Source organism: Diplocloster hominis, assembly GCF_032380655.1.
Classification (GTDB): domain Bacteria; phylum Bacillota; class Clostridia; order Lachnospirales; family Lachnospiraceae; genus Diplocloster; species Diplocloster hominis.
The window spans coordinates 95601-112835 of the sequence record NZ_JAWDIY010000019.1 but is presented as its reverse complement, the minus strand read 5'-3'; the positions used below and the strand labels follow the sequence as shown (position 1 = coordinate 112835).

General features: G+C 44.4%; 15 protein-coding genes and 1 riboswitch. Of the genes, 3 read left to right on the top strand and 12 right to left on the bottom strand.

The window, feature by feature from the left end:
* Positions 1-34: 34 nt before the first annotated feature.
* Positions 35-376, bottom strand: a complete 342-nt coding sequence (locus tag ABC831_RS17325; RefSeq protein ID WP_343249346.1) for a hypothetical protein — start codon at positions 374-376, stop codon at positions 35-37.
* A 326-nt stretch (positions 377-702) separates the two neighbouring features.
* On the opposite strand from ABC831_RS17325, the gene ABC831_RS17320 reads away from it, so the two are divergent.
* The gene (locus ABC831_RS17320) at positions 703-1311 is read left to right on the top strand and encodes a helix-turn-helix domain-containing protein (protein WP_343249345.1); all 609 of its coding nucleotides are present in this window, start codon (positions 703-705) and stop codon (positions 1309-1311) included.
* A 143-nt stretch (positions 1312-1454) separates the two neighbouring features.
* Here ABC831_RS17320 and ABC831_RS17315 read toward each other — a convergent pair whose 3' ends face one another.
* From ABC831_RS17315 to ABC831_RS17305, 3 genes are all read right to left on the bottom strand, one after another.
* Positions 1455-1664, bottom strand: coding sequence for a hypothetical protein (locus ABC831_RS17315; RefSeq protein ID WP_425524601.1), 210 nt, complete (start codon positions 1662-1664; stop codon positions 1455-1457).
* A gap of 944 nt (positions 1665-2608) precedes the next feature.
* A complete protein-coding gene (gene ade, locus ABC831_RS17310; protein WP_343249344.1) occupies positions 2609-4411 on the bottom strand; it encodes an adenine deaminase in 1803 nt (600 codons plus the stop codon).
* A 207-nt stretch (positions 4412-4618) separates the two neighbouring features.
* The gene (locus ABC831_RS17305) at positions 4619-5515 is read right to left on the bottom strand and encodes an alpha/beta hydrolase (protein WP_343249343.1); all 897 of its coding nucleotides are present in this window, start codon (positions 5513-5515) and stop codon (positions 4619-4621) included.
* Positions 5516-5819: 304 nt separating this feature from the next.
* Between ABC831_RS17305 and ABC831_RS17300 the strand changes: the two genes are divergently transcribed.
* Positions 5820-7115, top strand: a complete 1296-nt coding sequence (locus tag ABC831_RS17300) for a condensation domain-containing protein (protein WP_343249342.1) — start codon at positions 5820-5822, stop codon at positions 7113-7115.
* Positions 7116-7118: 3 nt separating this feature from the next.
* Complete coding sequence (locus ABC831_RS17295; RefSeq protein WP_343249341.1) at positions 7119-7823, top strand: DUF6320 domain-containing protein; 705 nt, start codon at positions 7119-7121, stop codon at positions 7821-7823.
* 166 nt (positions 7824-7989) lie between these two features.
* Here ABC831_RS17295 and ABC831_RS17290 read toward each other — a convergent pair whose 3' ends face one another.
* The 8 genes from ABC831_RS17290 to ABC831_RS17255 form a co-directional block, all read right to left on the bottom strand.
* Positions 7990-9168 carry a phosphoribosylaminoimidazolecarboxamide formyltransferase gene (locus ABC831_RS17290; protein WP_343249340.1) on the bottom strand — a complete coding sequence of 393 codons (1179 nt, stop codon included), beginning with the start codon at positions 9166-9168 and terminating at the stop codon, positions 7990-7992.
* Positions 9169-9302: 134 nt separating this feature from the next.
* A complete protein-coding gene (locus ABC831_RS17285) occupies positions 9303-10016 on the bottom strand; it encodes an IMP cyclohydrolase (RefSeq protein ID WP_343249339.1) in 714 nt (237 codons plus the stop codon).
* Positions 10017-10093: 77 nt separating this feature from the next.
* A riboswitch (ZMP/ZTP riboswitch) is annotated at positions 10094-10177 on the bottom strand.
* A 114-nt stretch (positions 10178-10291) separates the two neighbouring features.
* Entirely contained in the window at positions 10292-13462 is a 3171-nt protein-coding gene (locus tag ABC831_RS17280; RefSeq protein WP_343249338.1) for a type 2 lanthipeptide synthetase LanM family protein, read from the bottom strand.
* Positions 13463-13565: 103 nt separating this feature from the next.
* Complete coding sequence (locus tag ABC831_RS17275) at positions 13566-13706, bottom strand: hypothetical protein (protein WP_343249337.1); 141 nt, start codon at positions 13704-13706, stop codon at positions 13566-13568.
* 98 nt (positions 13707-13804) lie between these two features.
* Positions 13805-15103, bottom strand: coding sequence for a sensor histidine kinase (locus ABC831_RS17270; RefSeq protein ID WP_343249336.1), 1299 nt, complete (start codon positions 15101-15103; stop codon positions 13805-13807).
* The gene (locus tag ABC831_RS17265) at positions 15100-15825 is read right to left on the bottom strand and encodes a LytR/AlgR family response regulator transcription factor (RefSeq protein ID WP_343249335.1); all 726 of its coding nucleotides are present in this window, start codon (positions 15823-15825) and stop codon (positions 15100-15102) included. The genes ABC831_RS17270 and ABC831_RS17265 overlap by 4 nt, the downstream gene beginning before the upstream one ends.
* Positions 15826-15845: 20 nt before the next feature.
* Positions 15846-16421: a hypothetical protein gene (locus tag ABC831_RS17260; protein ID WP_343249334.1), complete on the bottom strand. Its 576-nt coding sequence runs from the start codon at positions 16419-16421 to the stop codon at positions 15846-15848.
* Positions 16418-16885 (bottom strand): helix-turn-helix domain-containing protein, encoded by a 468-nt coding sequence (locus tag ABC831_RS17255; protein ID WP_343249333.1) that lies wholly within the window; start codon positions 16883-16885, stop codon positions 16418-16420. Before ABC831_RS17255 ends, ABC831_RS17260 begins: the two co-directional genes overlap by 4 nt.
* Positions 16886-17235 lie beyond the last annotated feature (350 nt).

The window sequence follows — 17235 nt, the reverse complement described above, 5'->3', positions numbered from 1 at the left end:
CCATCCTTTGGATTACCGCACCGATAAACTATCCCTAATTGATATATTCTGCAAAAATCTTCAAAATCCTTTTTTGTTTGGGAATATTTTTTATTTTTTTCAAAGGGGGGCGGAAATCAATCATACCTGCAACACGGTTATCTTTTTGCCGTATAGCTAAAAATATCTCTGTGGGAACATATCCGTCTTTATATTTTGCTCTTAGTCTTGTTTCAAAATCAATCGTATGAATTGCAGGGAGATTATGTTTTCGCGGTTGGTAAAGAAATATGACGACAGGCAAGGAATAACAGAACAGTTTAAGGCTGAAAAACAGCTTGAACGGATTGGAAAAATGAACAACATTTAGGCGTGTGTGAGGAAAGTTATAGAGCATGAGATAATTTATTCGTAGTCGATAAGCGGCACTTCTGCGATATGTGGGAGTGCCGCTTTAACATAAACAGCTTAGGAAATTGATAAAACCTATGCTTTCGTGTATAATTGTAAAAAATCAGTTTGAGAAATCATTAGACGATACAAAAGCTAATGTTATGTATGGAGAATGTAACAATAAAGAACGCTTGCTTGATAATTTGTCTGACCAAGCGATATGAAATATAGTTTTAATGTCTCTACGCTTAGTAGATATGCAAAACTCTACGTTCCGTGTGTGGTTATTCAGTGCTTAATTATCTATGATGTAGACAGAAAGGAGAACACATGATGGATCAGATCCGAATCGGCAAATTTATAGCCGAAACAAGAAAATCAAAAAAACTTACTCAAAGACAACTTGCTGATGCACTTTCCATAAGTGATAAAACTATTTCCAAATGGGAGTGCGGAAAAGGGCTTCCAGAAGTATCTCTTATGCTACCGTTGTGTAATGCGTTAGAGATTACTGTTAATGACCTTCTTTCGGGCGAAAAGATTTCCAAAGCAGATTATCAAAGAAAGGCGGAAGGAAATATGATGAATTTGATGAAAGAAAATGAAGTAAATAGGAAAAGAATGGCTCTATCAATCATTACTAGTATAATCACGATTATTGCTGTCTGCTCTCTTATCGTAATAGCGTCCTTTATCGGCCTACCGGTAATTTTAAGAATTTTGTTGATTATAATTTCTGTTGCAGTAGCAATAGCAGGAATAGCGGTGGCTGCAATGCTTGATATTAAGGCTGGCTATTTTGAATGTCCTCACTGCAAAGAACTTTTCATTCCAAATATGAATGATTATGTAAAAGGTTATCACACCTTCACAAAGCGCAGATTAACCTGTCCTAAATGTGGCGAAACAGGAATGTGTAAACATCGTGTTGTACGATAGGAAAATTATGTAATTTTTCCTACCAAAGAGATACATTATAATATGTACTGCCTCCGCATGGATAAATACCATAGTCAGTACGCTCTCCCGCCGGGGTGGTGCTGTCTGCTCTTTTGGACGGGTTTTTCTTTTTCCCTGACCTGTCACTCCCATGCGGCAAGGTCACGGTTGTACTGCTCCACGACAGCCTCCGCCTTGCGGTAGATTACCATGAACGCCTGCACATCGGGATAACCGTACTCTCTCAGAACATCGGGTAATTTATCCAGCTTTTGCATGGTGCGGAACTCTGCCATATCTATCTCAAGGACAGGCTTCGGCGGCATATCGTGTTCACGTATTAGTTTTTGCATAAAGTCCTTTGCCTTGCTCACGATACTGCCCAATTTGTTATATTCAGTTTCTTTGTTCTCCTAAAGACCGATACCATTTTATCGTCCTCGTTTAACTAAATATATTGTGTTTCCCGTTTTATACAATATTCAAAGCAGGCAGCAAAAAGAGCCATGACAACAAATATGAAACATTTCGTAATTAAGGCTGGTATTGGTATTGAAATACCAGCTAAAAGTTGAAAAACAGTTTGAATAGGCAGCATGATACCAATACACATAGAAAACTTGTTTCAATCCACGCTCGGTAATTTCACAGAATACGACTTTTATTGCTGCGTGCCTTGACCTCATGTCAGTGGGGGATACCGATTTCTCTCCGCCCACCACTGCTGTTAATCTTGTTTTGGGTGATTCATCTCGCCACCTGCAGAGGTGGGAGAATTCTCACTTATTTCGTTAAAAATCATACGAAGAAGAACTATATACTTTATTCAATTCTGATGTTTCAATTTTGATATTTCAATATTGTAGTGCGTTACCATATCTTTACATATCCCAGTTTTTGGAATAAAAACATACCTTTTAATACCCGAATCAGATAACAACCCAGTAAGAGTATTGAAGATCAACGATTAACGTCCCTTACCAAAGCAGGGGGAGCGAGAAGGGGCGGAGCCTGTGCGGGCCGGGCGGCAAACATCGGGGAGCCAAATCGCTTGAGGCCGGACCTTAGAACGGGTTACGTAAAAGAGGACGAAACCTCGCAGGAGCCGGGGCACTGTTTGAGCCGCTTTCTGGCGAGTTTGCCCCGGCTCCTGCTAATAAGAGGTTTCGTTCTCTTTGGAGTTACCCGTTCTTAGGTCCGGCCGAAGCGATTTGGCTCCCCGATGTTTGCCGCCCGGCCCGCACAGGCTCCGCCCCTTCCCGCTCCCCCGGCCCTTAGTCCCTCAGCCCCATATCTCCTACTCTTCCACGATCAACGAAGCAAACTGGAATGTCGTACAGTCCACCAATCCGCGGTTTGTCAGCCGCAGTTCCGGCAGGCATGCAAGCGGAATTAACGCCATCGTCATAAAGGGGGAAGGCATCTGGCAGCCGATGGTTTTCCAGGCTTCCTCAAGCTGGGCCACAAGTGCTGCCACCTCTTCCACCGGTTTGTCGTTCATCAGTCCGGCGATCGGAAGCGGGGTGCAGCCCAGTACTTTTCCGTTCTGTACGGCGGTCATGCCTCCTCCGCACCGGATCAGCGTGTTGGCAGCCAGGACCATATCTTCGTCATTGGTGCCAACCACCAGAAGGTTATGGGCATCGTGGGCTACTGTACTGGCCATGGCTCCGCACTGGATTCCAAAACCTTTGACGAAGCCGGCTCCGAATTTTCCGGTCTCGTGATGGCGCTCAAATACAAAGGTTTTCAGAATATCCTGTGAGGTGTCGCTTTCCAGCCTTCCGGCAGTTACCGGCAGTTTTACATGGCGCTCGTAATCTCCTACTCTGGCCGGGATGACTTCGATGGCGCGGACGGTTACGGTGTCCTGATCTGTGTCAGCCTGAATCCGGAAGCTTTCCGGGGTGATCTCGTCCCGGACATGCATGGAATGCTGCGCCCAGTCGGGATAGGTGTAAGGCGGGATCGGCACGCACATCTGACCATTTTGCGCCACCACACTGCCGTCGATCAGAACACGGGTTACTTCCATGTGTTCCAGATCTTTTAAGAATACGATATCCGCACATTTTCCCGGAGTGATGCTGCCCAGCTCATGATCCATCTGGTAGCACTGGGCTGTATTGATCGTCACCATCTGTATCGCGGTGATGGGGTCAATGCCTTCCTCCAGAGCACGGCGCAGCAGGTAGTCCAGATGCCCCTGTGAGGTCAGGGTATGGGGATGTGTGTCGTCGGAGATCAGGCAGGCAAAGCGGGTGTCCACTTTGTGCTGTGTGATGGCTTTGGCCACTTCATGGAGATCGTGCCAGGCGCTTCCCTCTCTTAACTGAGCGTACATGCCCAGCCGCATCTTGGCCAGGGCGTCTTCGGCACGGGTGGATTCGTGGCAGCAGCGGATTCCGCTGGCTATGTATGCGTTCAGTCCCGGGCCGGTTTCCGGCATGGAGTAGTGTCCGGTCACTGTTTTTCCTGCTTTAAGGGTTTCCCCCACGATGCCGTGGGCGTGATCGGTTCCGGAAAGGATACCCGGGAAGTTCATCATTTCTCCCAGCCCTACGATGTGATCCCACTCCATCGTCTTAGCTACATCTGAGGGGCCCACGAAGCTGCCGGTGTCCTCAAAGCCGGGAACCGCCGGTACGCAGGACGGTGTTACAAACATAGTTTTCAGCGGCGTGCGCTTGGAATCTTCGATCATGCATTCAACTCCCGGCAGGCCCAGGACATTGCAGATCTCGTGAGGGTCCGGATAGATGCCCGTAGTTCCATGGGGAACGACCGCGCGCGCATATTCCCCGACGCTTAGCATCGAGGACTCGATATGAATATGTCCGTCCAAAAATCCGGGGGCGATGTATTGGCCTTCGGCGTCCATCACCTCCGTCTGGGGCCCGATACAATGTTCCGCATCCCCCACTAAGGCAATGCGGCCTTTTGCTATGGCGACACTGATATTATCCTGAATTTCGGCAGTACATACATTTACCAGTTTCGCGTTAATGATAACGATTTCGGCCGGAGTACTTCCTCCCGCCACTGCCGCCAGGGTCTGGCTTGCCTCCCAGAGGGGTGTTTTACAAAAATGATTCAGCATAGTATGACTCCTTTCCTGTGTTCATTTGTTTTAATGAAACTGCTTTTTAACTATTGGTTACGGCTGCTATGGTGTTACACCTTCCTGGTCACTCTTGCGTACGTTTTATTGTTGTACACATTCTTGCATGCGCTTTTGCTTACCGACATTATAGCACGGTTCCATGCTGTCATAATACCCCGTAGGATATCATTATTTTTCCTGTATTTATCTGCAGATATCGAAAATGAATTCTGTCATCTGGTCAATGGCATCATAGGCGGCCTTAAAGGGCGCCATCTGGAAAACATGCCACATTCCTTTATAGAGATCCAGCCTTACCTGTACATGATATTTTTGCATCTGCCTTTGCAGATTCACGGAATCGGACAGCAGGATTTCATTGTTTCCCACCTGGATGTAGGTGGGAGGAAAGCCTTCGAAGTCCGCGAATAACGGGGAGATAAACGGATTCGTCAGCTCCTGGTCCACGGCGTAATCCAGGATCGCCTTGTCCAGATATTCTTCAGAGAGTATGGGGTCGATCTCCACCTTACTTTGATGGGATTTTCCACTTTTGGTCAGATCCGTCCATGGGGAGAACAGGATCAGCCCTCTTGGCAGGATACGGCCCTGTTCCTTTAATTTCAGCACCAGGGTCAGGGCCAGGTTCCCTCCGGCTGAGTCCCCGGCGACAATGACATCCCGGGCCCCATAACCATAATGCATCAGATAATCCCAGGCTTTTATGGCATCCTGCAGGGCGCATGGAAACGGGGATTCCGGCGCCAGACGGTAATCAAAGCTTAAGACATCCATGGACGTGGTGCTGGCCAGTTTGTTCGTAATACTGCGGGCGTACCGGAAGCTTCCGGTGTTGTAGCCGCCGCCATGACAGTATAGTATTACATATTTCTTAATATGGCGCCGGTCGACACTGACCCATTCGGCAGGAATATGGTCGATCTCAAAGGTTTCGTATTTCATTTCCTTGCTTTTTGTAAAAAGGCCGCTGAGGTTTTCCTGGGATGCCCGCTGTTTTTCTATATCATCACTTTCTACCAGGGTATGCATCCGTTTAATTGCTTTCATTAAATTTTGGTTTCTCTTTGTCGTCTTCTCCATGATTCCTCCTGCTTGAGCTGCTTACTCGATCTTTTACCCGGAAATTACTACTTTTTTCTAGCTATGAGCACTTAGTGCACGCATTTTGGACATTTACGTGCGATGCATGAAAAATAGTCAGCGATTTTTTTCGTGCGCTGCTATTTTTTTATATATACAGCTTCTTCCTTCGCCAGCTGTGTATGGTACGATTCTATCGGGATATATTATTTTATCATACCATACATTCATCGTCCAATGAATTCTCAGACAGTTCCGCTATGTTTTCATTGCGCAATTGGGAAAGTGCTTTTATAATTATATTATGGAAAAAATAAATAAAAACAGAAAAACATGGTATAAACTGGATCTCTCCGCCAATGTCTACCCCACGCTGCAGAGGAAAAATTTTTCCAGTGTCTATCGCATCAGCGTGCTGCTGAAAGAGGAAGTGGAACCTGATCTGCTGCAAAGAGCGGTGGACCTTACTCTCCCTCGGTTTCCGGCCTTTAAAGTAGCTCTCCGAAAGGGTGTGTTCTGGCGTTATCTGGAGCCCAATAACAGGCCCGGGCCTTTTGTGCAGCCTGATATCGTCAATCCCTGTATGCCGATGACATTCAAAGCCAATAACCGCTATCTGATCCGTATTTATTATTATCACCGGAAGATCTCCCTGGAAATGTTCCATTCGCTGTCCGACGGCAACGGGGCGCTCTACCTGTTACGAACGATCACAGCGGTGTATCTGAGACTGAAAGGATATCCTATTCCCAATGGCAACGGAGTGCTTAATATCGACGAAGATCCGGACCCGGAGGAGATGGAGGACGCTTATCTGCGTTATGCCTCTTCCAGGGTCAAACCTCCCCGAAGCCAGGAGCGGGCATACCTGATTCGCGGGACAAAGGAACCGTTTTATACGTTGAATATCATAAACGGAATCCTGCCGGTAGACCGTATTCTCCAGGTCTCCAGGAATTACCGGGTATCCGTGACGGAGTATCTGAATGCCGTCCTGATCTTCGCGCTTTTGGAAAAGCAGAAAACCTCCCATGTATTTGTCGAAAAACCGATTAAGCTGGCCATGCCGGTAAACCTGCGCCGTTTTTTCCCCTCAGGAACGCTCCGCAATTTTATTTCAATGGTTTATCCGTCTGTGGACCCGCGGATGGGGGATTATACCTTTGAAGAGATCCTGACCCAGGTACATCATTATATGCGTTATTATATCAACGATAAGTTTTTGAATGCGGATATCACAACCAATGCTTCGACACAACAGAATCTGTTGATACGGATCATTCCGCTGTTTTTGAAAGATTTGATCGTGAAGCAGTTCTATATACGGGTACAGGACCGTCAGTCCACAGCCGGCCTTACGAATCTGGGCGTTGTGGATACGCCGGAGGAGATGCGGGAGTATATCGAGCGGTTTGATGTGCTGATGGGACAACCATTTTCAGCGAGAACCAACTGCGCTGTTATGAGTTATGGAAATACTTTAAGCATCAGCTTTGCCAGCAGTATCGTGGAAGCGGATGTGGAACGCCTGTTCTTCAGAAAGCTGGTGCAGGACGGTATTCCTGTTAAAATCGAGAGCAACCGGAAAGTGGAGGAATGATCAATGTCTTATTGTGTAAATTGCGGTGTGGAGCTTCATAAAACCTGTGAGGTCTGTCCGCTGTGCAATACCAGGGTAGTTAATCCAAACTGTGCTGTGGATCTGACTTCCCCTAAACCTTTTCCTTCCGTCAAGGGTACTGCCGGCCCGGTAAGGCGAAGTGATGTGACGATTCTGATGACGGTAATTCTGGCCACCACGGCTGTGGTCTGCGGCCTTTTAAATCTTTTCTTTTTTACCACCAGTATGTGGTCCCTCTATGTGATCGGGGGCTGTATCGTACTATGGGTGTTTTTTCTCCCCCTGTTCTTCTCCAGAACGGTACACTCCTATATCAGTCTGCTGCTGGATGGGCTGAGCATCGCCATGTACTTTGGCATTATCGCGTATCTGCATCCCGGGAACGGCTGGTATTTTTCCATCGCTGTCCCGATCATTCTAATCACTACTGCTTTGATCGTCATATTCGCCTTTTGTATCCGGCATCTGCACACTTCCATCCTGTCCACGGCGGCTGTGATACTGGGGGAAATCGGGGTGCTGACGGTCTGCATTGAGCTGCTGATCCGGAATTTTGAGGGGGAAAGGCTGTCGCTGTCCTGGTCGGCTGTGGTAATGACCTGCTGCATCATTATAGATGTGGCGCTTATCACGATAATCAGACGGAGCAGACTCCGGGAGGAGGTCCGGCGGAGGATGCATATTTGAGTTGGCCTGGGATTCAGGGATTTGGGAGTTGATCTAGGGATTTTTTAGATCATCCGGAGATTTTTAGATCATCCGGGATTTTTTAGATCATCCGTTACTTATACGGGAATGAAAGGAAGAAGGAGCAGCCCATTACGTCGGGCCGCTCCTGTATTTATTATAAAGATCAATGATGGAACAAGCGGATTCCGGTGAATGCCATTGCCATGCCGTATTTGTCACAGCATTCGATCACCGCGTCATCTCTTACGGAACCGCCGGGCTGAACGATGTATTTTACACCACTCTTGTGCGCACGTTCAATATTATCGGAGAATGGGAAGAAGGCGTCGGAACCAAGAGTTACGTTCTGGAGCTGATTGAGCCATTCTCTTTTTTCTTCCCTTGTGAATTCTGCCGGCTTCACTTTAAAGATTTTTTCCCATGCACCATCCGCCAATACGTCCATGCACTCGTCGCCCATATAGACATCGATGGCATTGTCTCTGTCGGCCCGGCCCAGTTTATCAACGAACTGAAGACCCAGCACCTGGGGAGACTGGCGGAGGAACCAGTTATCTGCCTTCGATCCGGCCAGACGCGTACAGTGGATTCTGGACTGCTGGCCTGCACCGATACCGATCGCCTGTCCGTCCTTTACGTAACAAACGGAATTGGACTGGGTATATTTCAGTGTGATCAGCGCGATTTTCATATCGATAATAGCGGATTCCGGGATGTCTTGATTTACCGTTACCACATTGGAGAGCAGTTCATCATCTGCCTTTAATTCATTGCGGCCCTGTTCGAAGGTTACTCCATATACTTCTTTATGCTCGATCGGAGCGGGTATGTAGGAGGGATCGATCTGAATTATATTGTAACCGCCTTTTTTCTTCTGTTTCAGGATTTCCAGTGCTTCATCGGTATATCCGGGGGCGATCACTCCGTCGGATACTTCTCTTTTAATTAATCTCGCGGTATCCGCGTCGCAGATATCGGAAAGTGAGATGAAGTCACCAAAGGAGGACATTCTGTCCGCGCCCCTCGCCCGGGCATAGGCGCAGGCCAGCGCAGACAGCTCTCCCAGATCATCTACCCAATATATCTTTGCCAAAGTGTCCGTCAGCGGAAGGCCGACTGCTGCTCCGGCCGGTGATACGTGTTTGAAGGAAGTCGCCGCCGGAAGGCCGGTGGCTTCTTTTAATTCTTTTACCAGCTGCCAGCCGTTCAGGGCGTCCAGGAAGTTGATATAGCCGGGTTTGCCGTTTAGGACGGTTACCGGAAGTTCGCTTCCGTCCTCCATATAGATGCGGGACGGCTTCTGGTTCGGGTTACATCCGTATTTTAACTGTATTTCGTTCATACTCTTCTCTCCGTTTCTTTTTTGATTACGATCTGGCCATTTGGGGACATGTCCATTTCAGTTTGGGACATGTCCATTCCGTCTTTTTGCCGTTTTGGACATGTCCCAAACTGAAATGGACATGTCCCCTTTTGTTAGTGGTTTTTATTTACGATTCTGGTCTCGCAGGTGCCGCTTTGGATGTCTATGTAACGGACAAAGAGGGAAACCTTGTTGTCCTCGTTAAGGCTGTTCCAGATTTTATCAGTGAAGCTGTCGATATCACCGTCGATGATGACTCTCTTCGGCTCACCCTCGAAGCTGGGCAGCGGATCGCCGTCATGCATGTATGTGTGGATGAAATGTCCCTCTCCTGCTGCCGGATTTTCGTAAGCAAAGGTGAAGCGTTGGCAGGAATCCGGATTTCCGTTGTTGCTTTTCAGGATGGAGAGGGCGTAATTGTAGCTGCCGTTCTCCACGTGCAGAATACCGGATATTCTGGGGGTATAGTTGGGGGAATCCGGCTCGAACTCACGGGTTCTTAGGGATTGCTCGAAGGTCATCTGTCTGTCCATTCCTTCGTATATGGTATCGGTCTGGTCTCCGTTGGTGACAATGGTCTTGTTGCCCAGTACACGGACTGGCGCGTAGATGATCAGGCTGGGGTCCGATAATTTGGAAGGGTCAAAGGCCTCCGTGCGGATGCCCTGTGCTTCTTCCACAAAAACGCGGTTGCGGCTGTTGACACTTCTGCCCATGATGAAGTAGGCAGTCACCGCTTTTGTGCCGTCGGCACTTTTGCCAATTACGATCCCTCTGCCGGGATACGCGTTGTTTGCTAATTCTTCTTCCAGTGATAACTTGTTCATTTGACTTTTCCTCCAATTAGAAATGTAGATGAATAGACTTCGGTTCACCAGAACGCAAAAAACCGCCTGGTTACTTCGTACAGTACCCAGGCGGTCGGCTCTTCTTCGGTAACGTGCTCCCTGTGGTTAACTCCACTGATCCGCCAGTCGCACGTACATTGTTACTATACAGGATCCGACAAAAAATAGCAAGCCATTTTTCCGTGCACTCCGGGAACCTTTTCTATGTCTATCACTTGCCATTCCCATGTTTCCGCTTACATAGGTACTAAAAATCAGATCTCCACCGCTATTATATCCGGCAGCTCCGGCTGAAGCATACGCAGCATAAAATATCCAATTCCAGCCAGCCCGGTCATAAAGCCCACATTCTGGTCTTCCTGCAGCATCAGCTCCAGACTCCCATTATGGATTCCGGCTGCCAGATCATTCACATAATAGGCGCATCCCATCATGATATCCTGATCCCCGCTCTTCCGGGCATAGTCCATCACGATACCGATATTCCCGGAATTCCCATGGCAGAGGCAATATCCTCTGCGCCTGGGTGTCTGCTTGAGCTTTTCTATCCCACGCGCGATGTCTTTTTGCAGTATATCCTGAATTTCACTGTCTGGAATATATTCTGCCGCATTGGCTCTGCTGAGTAATACTCCTGCAGCGCCGTGGCACCAGGCTACGGATTCCGCCACTTTCGCATCCAGCTCTTCTGTAAGAACTGCTTCTTCCCTGATATCTTTCCAGTTATTTGCCGCCTGGTCGTACAGGCTGTTTTCATAACACAGAATTTTTCTTACCGCATCCAGATAGGTTACCTGTCCTGTATACCGGAACAGACGGGCAAAGGCCAGGAGGAAACCGCTGTTTCCATGAGCCATACCGCCGATGGGCTGTTTTAAATTCGCGGAACACCAGCCCATTCCCCCCTCCGTCAACTCTGCCTGCGCCAACAATAAGTCCGCTGCTTTCACCGCATCCGCCAGGTACTTACCCTCTTTCGTCAGCCGGAACATATTGATCAATACCAGAACTGCCCCTGCATTTCCCGACAGCAGATCATAACTTTTGTCCTGCCTGAAGAACTGCGGCAGCAAATCACAGTGGCGTTTTGCATATTGTAAATAGGATTCCTGTCCTGTTATCTGATACAGCCCCTGATACATATAGGCAACAGAGCCTTCCCCGAAAAATGCACCTGTATTAGGCGTGTCAGTGGAATTGACATTCTGTTCTGCAGACTGTGTGTATGCAAAGAACATCTGGTCCAATATTTTTGCCAGGGATTTCAGTTCTGAATAGGTTCTCGAGTATGCTTCCGGAAAATTACACTCTTCCGCCAACACGGTTTCTTCAGGGATAACGGTCAGCACGGCATGAATAAACAGGTTGATGCCCGCCAGGCCATTGTACAGATAACGGTCTACAGGCTGTAGTTCCCATCCATTCTTACCTCTCTGATCCGGCATCAGGCTGATCCAGCCCGCCTGTGTGTGATCCTTATGGAAAACCACGGTGTCGGCGAGCCTTCTTCCGATCTGTCCGACAGCCTGCAGGATCATCGTCTCATCCAGGATCGAAGTCTTGCTGGAGAGAAGTAACTCTTTGCTGTAAGAATTCAGGAACACCTGGCTGTCAAGGGACTGGACCGCAAATTTTATGTATTGTACCTGCCTGTTCAGATCACTATAGTCCAGATCATTTATTTTCTGACGCAGTCCTTCCATGGCAGTCCGTTCGAAGAAATCTTCGAATTCACTTCCGTCAGAAGAAAACAGAGATCTTTCTGTATTCCGATAGTAAAAATAGGGGATATCCCCTTTGAGAAGTGATTTCACTTCGTTCTCCACCACCGGATGCATGCGCGCGCTTCGCATCTGTGCTTCCTGATACAGATTATAAAAGAGCATATTCCGGTTTCCGCCGTCCGTCATAACATCCGGATGATAAGAACTTTGTAACAGCATTGTATAGCGCTGGGTCTGCCTTACCACATATCGGCTTTTCCCTCCGGAATAGGGGATAATCCGCTCCGATAGCTCCTGTTTGGCTCCCAGCGCCATTTCATAAGCCTCGGTAAATCCTTTCATGATATCGTCCAGAAACAGTCCGGCATCTATATATTGATCATTGAGCATAGCCTGATTTTTATAGCTCCTGGTTTTCGGATAAATGTATTCCACGTGCATATCTGATGTGCCGGCTTTTGCTATATGCGGTGTCTTCATGGGTACCTGCTGATTCTCCCTGCCGCCTATAGCCCCCACATTGATGCCATTTCCGGATGCGTTCCATATCATAATGGGCAATATCCCCAGATACAGTACGGAATCCTGCAGGATCAGCTGACATTTTTCTTTCGCTGTGCTAAGCTGCTCCTGTCCGGCCCGCATACCTACCCCGGTCTCCAAATCTATAAACACCGGATACTCACCGCACGCGATGATATTTTCACAGTGGAGATCCCTTATATTTAACAGGTAACACAGGAAGAGCTGTATGCCGATCCGTTGATAATACCGCTGCAGTTCCTCCCTGCTTTTGCAGGAACGGTATGGGACCTGCTCTACCCAGCTATGGGAACCCATATCAATACGCTCATAGTCATAGGTATCCAATCCTGCCGAGGTGTACAGCCACTTAAGGAGGTCCTGGTAGATCTGTTCATTCCCGGTACTCCGCGGTTTATAGAACAGCTTGCTGCCATCTCCCAAAGTCAGCTGGAGAACACATCTGCCATTGTTGTGGGTATCTGCCAGATTTCCTTCTATCTCTACGATCTCTTCAAATTCCGGACCTCTCTTCATACGTGCCCGGATTATCGCCTTCTCCTGCTGCCAATGATCCAGTACTTCTGTCCAGAAACAGACCTCGTATTCAACGGTATCCTGCATTTCTCTTACCATTACCGGATATTTTTTGTATAGATAATCCGTATACTCTCTGGCGGACAGGATTTTATCGTTGTAGTATTGATACTCCTCCGCGGTGGTATTGCCTTTTAGCCGGTTGTTTTGCCTGCACTGATGCATTTCCATGATCAGGCAGCGCAGGCTGATTCCCTGGAGCTTTGGCAGGAGTAGTTCCGCAAAGTTGTTTTGGAGGTCGTTGTTTGGCTGGCCTATGCGGGATTGGAGGATTGATGCTGCGGTGTTGATCCAAGGGGTGTAGAATGCGGGGAAGGGCTGTTGGGGATCTTTTGTTCCCATTTCTATGGTTGACTGCTCCGCCTGTGTGGAGGGGATATTGTAGTTTGAATTATCTATATCAAACGGGGTATCCTGTAAAAATGCTAGGACGGATGGATTATTTTCGTAAAGGAATTGTAGTACGTCTTTACCTAGAAGTTGATACCAAAATCGGATCTTTTCACTGTTATCTTTCAAGTTTTTTCTGGGCAGTTGATATTTCCTTTGAGTCAGATATAAAGCATTCTTTTCTATATGCATAGAGATATTCCTCCCGAATTATGGTTCTAGTAGTTAAATTTGTATATAGAAAGAATTTAAGCCACTTAGATGTTCATCCAGTGGCTTAAATAACTTTTGTGAATTAACAGCAAATAATTGTCCAAACTGTGCTACAACCAACTGTAAATGTGAAATCAGGAGCCTGCACAGAATTCTCAAGCATTGCATTCTGAGAATTGACCTCTTCAAAAATGTTTCCTGCCGGATTTTCTTTTGTTAACATTATTATATTCCCTCCTTTCCGATAATTTTTTATAATAATATTATTATTATACTTAATTATAAATACACTATTTTTATAGTATATTTTTCTAATTATTATCAGAGTATATTAAATAAAGTTACATTTGCTTCGAATTGATTACTATCAAATTTATAATTAAAAATACCTTCGTTCTTCTCTACTAGCTGCCGAACACTTAGTAGTCCAATTCCATGTGCCCTGTTATCTTTTTTAGTAGTAGATAACTTACCATTCCTCTCAATAGGCTTTTTAATCAAACTATTAGAAATATTTATATTGACAATATCTTTATTTTTCAAAATACTTATATGTATCCACTTATTATTTTCACATAATGTACTTGCCTCAATAGCGTTGTCTAATAAATTACCGAGAATAAGACAAAGATCATAATTATTTGTCGAAAAATTTATTTTATCAGCATTTATTTCAATACTTATCCCTAGTTTCTCCGCCTCTAAAAGTTTAGTGTTTAATACCATGTCTACAAATTTATTATCTGTCCATATAAAATTTGAAACTTTTGTAATGGAGACATCTAAATTCTTTAAATACTCTTTCGCTTCTTCTGTTTTATTTATTTCTAATAATTTATTTAAAATAAGAAAATGTTTATTGATATCATGACATAAAATAGCATTATCTTGAAAAATATTATGCATCTCAGAATAACTTGTTTCTAAAAGGCTGTTTCGCATCATAGCTAAATTTGCGTTTTCGCTGATAATCCTGTATTTAACGTAGCAAAGGAACGCCGTAATCACAAGAATAAATGCTAAAAACCACAAAAGCCATTCATAAAACACGATATCTGTAATTGGCTTTAAATAGATTTCTTGATAATAAGCTGTTACAAAATATATTGCAACAGTAGCACCCGCCAAAACCAAATAGTAATTCTCTATTTTAAAAGCATTACCCTTTAAAAATTTATGTATCAAACAATATATAATTACTAAAATTATAATATTGACTAGCATAAAGCAATAACGCTGTTTACTTGCAATATTTATAAATCGATATACCTCCCGATCTGTCGAAATCACACAATAAAGATACATTATAAATAAATTAATCATAACAAAACTAACTTGATAAAACATCATTACTACAAATAAAAATCTTTTCTTTCCAATCATTATAAAAGAAGCAGTTAACATTGATAAAAAACATTCAATAATTAATATCCCATTAGAATAAAAATACCACTGCATATTAAATGCTGAAGATGCCGCTATTGGAATCGATAAGAAAATAATTAGTTTAAAAAATTTATTTTTATCACATTTTACATCAAATAAGTCTTTAAGGATCAAAAAGCCAATAAAAACCCTAAAATAAGCAAATATAAAATTAACTATATGAAAAACAATCACATATATTTCCTCCAAAATTTCGAAACCAGCATCTTCACGTCCTGAATATGAGTTCTGCTTGCATACAGCTGTTCTCCATTATCCAATATAATCTCCACTCCATTAATTTTCTGGATTCGGGAAATATTTATGATAACACCTTTGTTTATGTACACAAAGCCATCATTATTCAACTCAGCCATGACACGGCTCAAACTATTTCTAATCGTACTTGTCCCGTTATTGGTGACAAACACGGCATTTTTCTGTTCTTTATAAATATACAGAATATCGCTGTAAAACAATTTCTCACGAAAACCGGCTTTGTCGATGGTATAGAATTCACCGCTTTGAATATTCATCCGTTTCCCGATCTCTTCCAGGGCCTGCGGAAGTTTTTCCGCGGCTTGTTCTTTCAGGATATAACGGAAAATATCCAGTTCATAACCGTTCAGCGCAAATTCCAGATGATTAGTGATAAATATCACGTAGGAATTCGCATTCTTCTGCGCCTGAATGATCTTCGCCAGTTCTAACCCGTTCATCTCTCCATCTGATAATTCGATATCCAACAGATAGACATGAAACTTCTTTCCCTCCTGTAACTCATATACTAAATTACATCCTTTGGAAAATGTACTTAATTTATAATCAACAAAATGTGATATAAAATATTTTTCCGAAATTTCTTTCAACTCTTCTAAGAAGCTGCTGTCGTCATCTACGATAGCCATATTTATCATTTGTTCTGACCCCATAACTTTTATATATTGAACTCATAGAATTTATTCTTTTTGACATCATGGAAATAACATTCCTGATCATTAATAACGAGCAAGTACATATCATTGTTATCACCCACCCCCGGCCGATTATTCCGGCAATAGGTGTATATCCCGTTTTTATGCACTTTCACTTTTTCGATTATATCATCCACTACCTCTTTGATCGGCATCGTGTGATAAGGGGAACAGGACCATGTTCTGATCATACTCCGAACACTGTTAGGATTCAAGTTTATTTTCTTTGCATTATAAAATTTTTTTGGAAACATCATTTCACGGCATGTTCCAAGTTTTTCCAAAATGGAATCAAAAAGCACCTTATTATCCTTGTAATCAAATCCCAGTTCCATATAGGCACGTATCTGGATTAACGCTGCCTCTAAATAAGTGCTGTCTTTCCGCTGCTCATACCATCGGTTTAGTTGATAAATACTTTCTGACAATGTATGTTTGATAGATATCCCCGTATACTGCAATGCATTTACAGTAATTTTAACAGCTTCAATACTTTCCCTGCAAGTATCTATTTCACTCAATGATATCAACTTTTTCATTTTCTTATATTAATATTGGCCTTTTTCAACAAAAGACGAACCGTCTCTCTGCTGATTGGCGGCCCTAGTTCTTTTTTATTGACTTCTTCCTTCAACAACTCCAAAGACCATCTGTTACGTCCGGCCGGCGGTTCGGAACAGGCCAGCGCGATCGTATACTTTTCGATTTCCTCGTTTACTTTCGGCATTCTGGCTGATGTTGGATTGTAATGGGATGAAATCGCATACTCCAGTCCACCCTGAGCATAATCTTTTGCGACACGAACTACGGTTGTTTTCGCTACATGGAGATTCTCTGCTATCTGACAGTAATTCAACTTGGTAATATTCTGCTCGTCTATCGTGAGCAAGATAGATATTCTTTTCGTTAATCGGTTGGAAAGGCTTGGGTCAGTGCACAGCACCAGTAATTTATTCCTTTCCTCTTCTGTCAGAGAAACTACATATTTCGTATGCCCATTCATGGTATATCTTCCTTTTAAATCCTATTTTTACTTCCCGTTCATCATATGTCAAAAAATGTCAAATTTGGTAATTATGTCCTTTATTTAACAATTTTTGTCCTCCAAATGTATCTTTTCATACTTAACCTGATCTGATCACAAAAAAATTGAGCATATCCTACCGGCTCAAATTTTCGAATTGCCCAATTTTAACTTTATTTCTCCCTTCCTTTTTAAATACAGAAATCACGCGTGCCCCCTGCTTCCCTTACACTATACAATGATTTGTCGAATATTGTCAAAACCCTTTGGCATTTATTTGTTTATTTTTTAACATTTAAACCGGTGTTATTTTCTATGTGGATGATCTT

Coding starts and splice junctions, on each gene's coding strand:
- ABC831_RS17325 (WP_343249346.1), bottom strand. CDS start 376: ATGCTCTATAACTTTCCTCACACACGCCTAAATGTTGTTCATTTTTCC.
- ABC831_RS17320 (WP_343249345.1), top strand. CDS start 703: ATGATGGATCAGATCCGAATCGGCAAATTTATAGCCGAAACAAGAAAA.
- ABC831_RS17315 (WP_425524601.1), bottom strand. CDS start 1,664: ATGCAAAAACTAATACGTGAACACGATATGCCGCCGAAGCCTGTCCTT.
- ade (WP_343249344.1), bottom strand. CDS start 4,411: ATGCTGAATCATTTTTGTAAAACACCCCTCTGGGAGGCAAGCCAGACC.
- ABC831_RS17305 (WP_343249343.1), bottom strand. CDS start 5,515: ATGGAGAAGACGACAAAGAGAAACCAAAATTTAATGAAAGCAATTAAA.
- ABC831_RS17300 (WP_343249342.1), top strand. CDS start 5,820: ATGGAAAAAATAAATAAAAACAGAAAAACATGGTATAAACTGGATCTC.
- ABC831_RS17295 (WP_343249341.1), top strand. CDS start 7,119: ATGTCTTATTGTGTAAATTGCGGTGTGGAGCTTCATAAAACCTGTGAG.
- ABC831_RS17290 (WP_343249340.1), bottom strand. CDS start 9,168: ATGAACGAAATACAGTTAAAATACGGATGTAACCCGAACCAGAAGCCG.
- ABC831_RS17285 (WP_343249339.1), bottom strand. CDS start 10,016: ATGAACAAGTTATCACTGGAAGAAGAATTAGCAAACAACGCGTATCCC.
- ABC831_RS17280 (WP_343249338.1), bottom strand. CDS start 13,462: ATGCATATAGAAAAGAATGCTTTATATCTGACTCAAAGGAAATATCAA.
- ABC831_RS17275 (WP_343249337.1), bottom strand. CDS start 13,706: ATGTTAACAAAAGAAAATCCGGCAGGAAACATTTTTGAAGAGGTCAAT.
- ABC831_RS17265 (WP_343249335.1), bottom strand. CDS start 15,825: ATGATAAATATGGCTATCGTAGATGACGACAGCAGCTTCTTAGAAGAG.
- ABC831_RS17260 (WP_343249334.1), bottom strand. CDS start 16,421: ATGAAAAAGTTGATATCATTGAGTGAAATAGATACTTGCAGGGAAAGT.
- ABC831_RS17255 (WP_343249333.1), bottom strand. CDS start 16,885: ATGAATGGGCATACGAAATATGTAGTTTCTCTGACAGAAGAGGAAAGG.